Raw genomic sequence first — 6,097 nt, 5'->3', positions numbered from 1 at the left:
GCAGCCCGACCCAACCCGATCTGCTCCCGCTCCAGCGGACTCAACCTCGACGCCATAACCACCCCAACGACGATCACGAAAGGGTGTTGCAACCACCGGTTGAGCCCGCCCGGCTAACGGAAAGTGTCCAAGATCTGGAGACTCCGGCCGGGTTCCTCGGCCATTTACTTGATGCGTACCAGTTATCGAGGGTCGGCCCGGACTGGGCAGCATCAAGTGATCTTCGCCAGAGGGCAGCGCGGACATCCCGCACATCATGGTGGGGCGATCGAGCGGTCGCGTTGGGTGCGCGGATCTCGTACGCTCCCTTGTGGTCTCCGCCGGTGCGGTGGTGGAGGCGATGGTCGACCAGGGGGAGGGTGCGCGTGAGCGCAGCACAGATCATCGCGAGGTTGGCGGCGGCGTCGCAGAAGCTTGATGAGGCGAAGGCCAAGACCGCGGCGGCAGCACAGGACGCGGCCGAGGCGCGATCCCTGGTCGCCGGTGCGCTGGAGGGTGTCGCCGCCGGGCCGTTGGTCGGCATGATCGACGCGTACCGTCAGGCTCTGGCGCAGGCGTCCCAGGGTGGCGAACCGGCCAAGCAGCACGTCCAGGAGACGATCGCCAAGGTCCGCGCCCTGGGAAATTGACCGCGGGTGGCGGTAGTACAGCCCACCGACCACCGGCGGTGATCGGGGTGAAGCGCGAGACCGAGAAGAACGCGAGGCTTGGATCCGACCGTTGGCGGTTCAGCGGGTGATGCGGACCTCGCCCTCGAAGCGCGGGTAGTCGCACACGTCCTGGCCGCACAGCTCGAAGCCGCTGGTGGCAAGTGCCACGCCCCGGTTGAAGGCGAAGCCGCCTTAGACGTACACCGCGCTGACGTGGATCAATGGATCGTCGAGTCTTCCGGGGACGTCCGTTCGATGATGATGACCGGGATCTCGCGGTCGGTCCCCTGCTGGTAGCGGGCGTACGTCGGGAAGACCTTCGTCATCACCGGCCACAGGCGGTCCCGTTCCTCGGTGGACGCCGTTCGCGCGTGGGCGGTGAACCGTTCCGCGCCGACCTGGATCTCGACCCTCGGGTCGGCGCTCAGGTTCAGATACCAGGCGGGGTGCCGGGAGGCACCTCCGTTGGACGCGACCAGCAGGTAGTTGTCGCCGTCGCGCCCGTACATCAGCGCGGTGCGGCGCAGGGCGCCCGACCGGCGCCCGCGCGTGGTGAGCAGCAATGAGGGAATTCCGTGGAAGGTGCCGCCGTCGGCGCCGTCGGTCTCGACGTACCGCCGGACGTGGCTGGCGACCCAGCCGACCGGGCTGTCCTCGATCGTCTCGTGCTGCTCCTGCGCGGTCATCGCTTCGCCTCCTTCATCGGGCCTGCCCCCCGGGGGGTGAGGGTGGGCCGCGTTGTGATGCCGGTGAGTCATCAAGATGACTCACCGGCATCAGGCTTTCACGGGACCAGGCCTCCCGTCGCGTGGGGCCGAGACCCGACGTGCGGTCAGTCGCGCGAGCGGGGCAGGCAGCACTTCTTGTACTTCGCGCCCGACCCGCACCAGCAGGCGTCGTTGCGGCCGGGCGGCCAGGCCGTCAGGCCCACCTCGTCGAGGCTGTCGGCGTACTCGTCGAGGGCTTCCTCGTCGACGGGCTCCTCGCCGACGAACGCGGCCAGGCCCTCGACGGTGCCGGCGACGACGCCCAGGTCCGCGCCGCCCAGCCCGGCGGCGTCGGCGAGCGCGCGTTCGATCTGGGTGCGGTGCTCGCCCCACGTCTTCGGGTAGCTGTCGACAAGCGCGGGCCAGCGCGTCAGCAACGCGGTGAACTCGGCCTCCGGCCAGTACAGCAGCGTCGCGGGGCCGTCGTCGAGGGCGTCGAGGGCGTGGGTGCTCGCGGCGCGCAGCCGGTCGGCGAGGTTGTCGTACTCGTCGTGGGGGAGGCCCATCTCCTCGCGGAGGGTGTGCCGCCGCTGGGCCAGCCCGTAGATCATGGCCGCGGCCTCGTCCTGCGCGTCCTCGGACTCGTGCTGCTGGGTCCGGGTGCGTTCCAGGATCGTGTCGAGTGCCCCGGTCAGCCATTGCAGCGCCAGGTCGGCGTGGCCGGCCTTGGCCAGCTCGTCGACCAGGTACGTGGCGTTGGGGTTGGTCTCCAGCAGCGGACGCAGCTCGGTCAGCTCGGCCATGCCCTCGTCGGAGCGGCCGAGGCGCAGCAGCAGGCCGCCGCGCACCGCTCGGGCGTACGCGTCCTCGTCGGGCTGTTCGGCGATGGCGCGGGTGGCCAGCGCGAGCGCATCGGCCAGGTCACCTGCCTGATCGAGGATGTCGGCGGCGACGAGCAGCGCGTACCCGATGTCGTCGGGGTCGGCGAGACGTCCCTCGTCGACGGCGCTCACCAGCTCGGCGACCAGCGCCGCCGGGTCCGGGCTCTTGACGCCCAGGGCGCCGATCTCCTCGATGCGGTCGGTGGTCAGCAGTTCGGGCATCGGCTCATCCTGAAAACGACAAAGGGAGCGGCCAGCGTACCCCCGAAGCATGCCGGAGCCCGGGCGGCGAACCGCCCGGGCTCCGACGTGCCAGCGAACCTCAGCGGGTCGCGGGCATGGTGGCGAACTCGCCGGCTAGCTCGGACTCGACGATCGTCGCGGTGGACGGCCGGCGACCGGCCGACGCCCGCCGGGCGGACGGGACGGCCAGGGCCGCGAGCGCGGCGGCCAGGGCGATCGCGGTGAGGACGAGAAACCCCATCGTGAAGCCGGCCTCCCGGGGCAGGCCGCTGGCCTGCGGGTGGGCGGTGATCACGCCGCTGACCACTGCGGCGCCGATCGCGCCGCCGATGGTACGGATGTTGGCGTTCATGCCGGTCGCCACGCCGGTCTGGCTGGCGGGCACGCTGCCGACGATCAGGTTGGCCATCGACGCGAACGCCAGGCCGATGCCGAGACCGACCAGCCCACCGGCGATGGCGACCTCCCAGCGGGTGTCGTGCGCGGCGGCCAGCATCGCGGAGGCGGCCACGTTGAACGCGGCGCCGGTGGCGAGCTGTGCCTTGGCGCTGAACACGGCCTGGAGCCGGCCGGCGACGAGACCGGCGACGAACATCGCGACGAGCATCGGCAGCATGAGCAGACCGGCCTGGCTGATGCTGGCGCCGAAGCCGTAGCCGGCGGCGGTCGGGGTCTGCACGAACTGGGGAAGGAACGCGTACACGGAGAACATCGACGCGCCGTAGAGCAGGGCGACCAGGTTGGTGGTCCACACGCCGGGCAGGCGCATCATCCGCATGTCGATCAGCGGGTTGGACGAGCGCACCTCGGCGACGAGCCAGCCGATCAGCAGCACCACGGCGAGCACCAGCAGGCCGAGCACGCGGGTGGAGGTCCAGCCCCAGGCCGCGCCCTGACTGATCGGCAGCAGCAGCGCGACCAGCCAGCCGGACAGCAGCAGTGTGGCACGCCAGTCGATCCGACCGGGCGTCCGCACCGGCGACTCGGGCACGAACAGGTGCGCGGCGACGGCGGTCAGCCCGACCACGACCATCGGGATCCAAAACAGCCAGCGGTAGTCCAGCGCGGCCACGATCGGGCCGGCGAGCACGACGCCGAGGCCACCGCCAGCGGCGACGATCGCCGAGATGGCGGCGACGGCGCCGCCGACCCGCGCGGCGGGGAACTCGTCGCGGATGATGCCGAACGACAGCGGGAAGACCGCGCCGCCGATGCCCTGCACGACCCGGGCGACGATGAGCACGCCGATGTTCGGCGCGATGGCGGCCACCAGGCAGCCGAGGGCGAGGGCGGCGAGCGAGACGACAAGCATCCGCTCCTTGCCGACCATGTCGCCGACGCGTCCGAGGATCGGCGTGAAGATCGACGCGGAGAGCAGGTAGGCGGTCAGGACCCAGGTCACGGTGTTCTGCGAGGTGTGCAGGTCCTGCTGGATGGTCGGCAGCACCGGGGTGATCAACGACTGGAGCATCGCGAAGAATCCGGCGCCGGCCGCGAGCACGGTGAAGGTGAGCCGACGCGAGCTGCGTCGGGATGTCACTGACACGAGAGAAAACTCCTGATGTGGTACGGAAGGAGGTTTGTCGCCCGTCGTCGGAGGCGGGCAGGTCTGTCGGGTCCGGGCGATCGGGTGGCCAGGCGGATCGGGCGGGTCCCGAGGTAAGCTAACCGGAGGCTGTCCTCCGGCATTTCCGGAGGAGTGCCTCCATTAAGCTAGCGGAGGGGTGCCTCCGGATGCAACCAAGATGAGGTGACGCACGTCATGACCAGCGCGGGGCAGACGCCCGAGGTCTTCGCGCAGCGGCCCAAGCGGGCCGACGCGCGACGCAACTACGACGCCCTGGTCAGCGCGGCGCGCGAGGCGTTCGCCGAGAACGGCGCCGCCGCCTCCCTGGAAGACGTGGCCCGTCGGGCCGGCGTCGGCATCGGCACCCTCTACCGCAACTTCCCGACCCGCCGGCACCTGTTCGAGGCCGTCTACGTCGAGGAGGTCCGTGCGCTGAGCAACTCCGCCGCCGACCTGGCCGAGCTGCCCCCGTGGGACGCCCTGGTCGCGTGGCTGCACCGCTTCGTCGCGTACGTCGCCACGAAGCGGGCGCTCGCCGAGCAGTTGCTGCACGACTCGGAGATCTTCGCCAGTTGCCGGACGGAGATCTACGCCGCCGGCGAGCCGTTGATGCGCCGCGCGCAGGCCGCCGGCGTGGTCCGCGACGACATCGGCTTCGACGACGTGGTGCGCCTGATCAGCGGCCTCACGATGGCCCAGTTCCCCGCACCCGAGCAGCGGGACCGCGTGCTCGGCGTGGCCCTCGACGGGTTGCGCGCGACCGCTCGCTGAGCACCCGTTCAGCACCCGCCGCGCCGTCCGCGTGACCTCGTTCTCGCGCGGATCGTCGCCCGGTGTCAGCCATCCGCGCGTGCACGTGGAACACCGCCGCCGTCGTTGGCCGTCGCTGCGGGTGGTCGGCGGGTGTCCGGTGTGGAGCGAGAACGAATTGCCGCTTTGTGCCTTCGGTGGGACAACGGGTTACCCGCGCGTAACAAGTGATTGACGTTTCTAAATTGTTGCGGGCATGATCGTCGCACGGTCGACCGGACACCCCCACCCACCTGCCCGCTTCGCCGGGTGCCTCCCCCCGGAGGTGCAGCCATGCTGCTCCGAAAGACCGTCCTCGTCGTGTCCCTGGCCACCGCCGCGTTGCTGGCGTCCGCCGGCACCGCGACCGCCGCCACCCCCGCCACCCCCGCCACCCCCGCCACCCCCGCCACCCCCGCCACCCCTGCTTCCACCGCCCCGGCTCCCACCGCCGCCTTCGCGGCCGCTGCCGCGGCCAACCCGGTCATCGTGGTCGGCGGCCTCAGCGGCGTCGCCGTGGCGTACGAGCCCATCGCCGCCCGGCTGCGCGCCGACGGCTACCGCACCTTCATCTACCAGCTGCCCGGGTTGGGCCTCGGTGACATCCCCGCCTCGGCCCGCGCGTTCGCCGGCTTCGTGGAGCAGGTGCGCGCCAGCACCGGCGCGGCGACAGTCGACCTCGTCGCCCACTCCGAGGGCGGCCTGGTCAGCCGTTACTACCTCAAGCGCCTGGGCGGCACCGCCAGCGTCGGCCGGTACGTCAGTCTGGGCACACCCCAGTACGGCACGTACGTCGCCAACATCGTGGCGTTTCTCGGCCTTGGCAGCTGCGCCGGCGTCGTGGCCTGCCAACAGATGACCATCGGTTCGGCGTTTCTCGCCGACCTGAACGCCGGGGACGACACCCCGGGGTCGGTGCGCTACACGACAGTGCGCACACTCCAGGACGAGCTGGTGCGCCCGACCGGCAACGCCGCCGTCAACGACGGGGCGACGAACGTCCTCATCCAGGCGTACTGCCCGCTGCGGGTGGTCGGGCACCTCGGCCTGGTGCTCGACGGGACCGCGTACACCATCGTGCGCGGCGCCCTGACCGACGGCCCGGTGCGACCCAACTGCCTCGCGGTCTGAACGCCGTGCGGGTGGTCCCGGCCGGGACCACCCCCCCGGGCGGGGGGAGGCGTGGGAAACGCCCCGGGGGGTGCGCCCCGAAAAAATCGGGGGGGTGGGCCGCCGCGGGCGCGGGCCCCGTATAGAACC

6 protein-coding genes are annotated in these 6,097 nt (G+C 71.3%); 3 read left to right on the top strand and 3 right to left on the bottom strand.

The genetic code is table 11. The features are described 5' to 3' along the window. The first annotated feature begins 365 nt into the window (after positions 1–365). Positions 366–629, top strand: coding sequence for a DUF6244 family protein (locus tag AB0B97_RS32140; protein ID WP_007462863.1), 264 nt, complete (start codon positions 366–368; stop codon positions 627–629). Between the two features lie 239 nt (positions 630–868). Here AB0B97_RS32140 and AB0B97_RS32135 read toward each other — a convergent pair whose 3' ends face one another. The 3 genes from AB0B97_RS32135 to AB0B97_RS32125 all read right to left on the bottom strand — a co-directional run bounded on the left by AB0B97_RS32135 (position 869) and on the right by AB0B97_RS32125 (position 4,027). Continuing rightward, positions 869–1,336 (bottom strand): nitroreductase family deazaflavin-dependent oxidoreductase, encoded by a 468-nt coding sequence (locus AB0B97_RS32135; RefSeq protein ID WP_357499040.1) that lies wholly within the window; start codon positions 1,334–1,336, stop codon positions 869–871. Positions 1,337–1,482: 146 nt separating this feature from the next. Next, positions 1,483–2,460, bottom strand: a complete 978-nt coding sequence (locus tag AB0B97_RS32130) for an SEC-C domain-containing protein (protein WP_357499038.1) — start codon at positions 2,458–2,460, stop codon at positions 1,483–1,485. A 100-nt stretch (positions 2,461–2,560) separates the two neighbouring features. After that, complete coding sequence (locus tag AB0B97_RS32125) at positions 2,561–4,027, bottom strand: MFS transporter (RefSeq protein ID WP_357499036.1); 1,467 nt, start codon at positions 4,025–4,027, stop codon at positions 2,561–2,563. Between the two features lie 216 nt (positions 4,028–4,243). Here AB0B97_RS32125 and AB0B97_RS32120 point away from each other — a divergent pair, with 216 nt between their 5' ends. Together AB0B97_RS32120 and AB0B97_RS32115 are read left to right on the top strand one after the other, a co-directional pair. Continuing rightward, the gene (locus AB0B97_RS32120) at positions 4,244–4,819 is read left to right on the top strand and encodes a helix-turn-helix domain-containing protein (protein WP_357499034.1); all 576 of its coding nucleotides are present in this window, start codon (positions 4,244–4,246) and stop codon (positions 4,817–4,819) included. 312 nt (positions 4,820–5,131) lie between these two features. Further along, complete coding sequence (locus AB0B97_RS32115; protein ID WP_357499032.1) at positions 5,132–5,968, top strand: alpha/beta fold hydrolase; 837 nt, start codon at positions 5,132–5,134, stop codon at positions 5,966–5,968. The last annotated feature ends 129 nt before the right edge of the window (positions 5,969–6,097 follow it).

The sequence above is a fragment of the Micromonospora sp. NPDC049004 genome, from assembly GCF_040649315.1.
Classification (GTDB): domain Bacteria; phylum Actinomycetota; class Actinomycetes; order Mycobacteriales; family Micromonosporaceae; genus Micromonospora.
The sequence above is the reverse complement of the archived record's forward strand: the minus strand, read 5'-3'. Positions and strand labels throughout refer to the sequence as shown.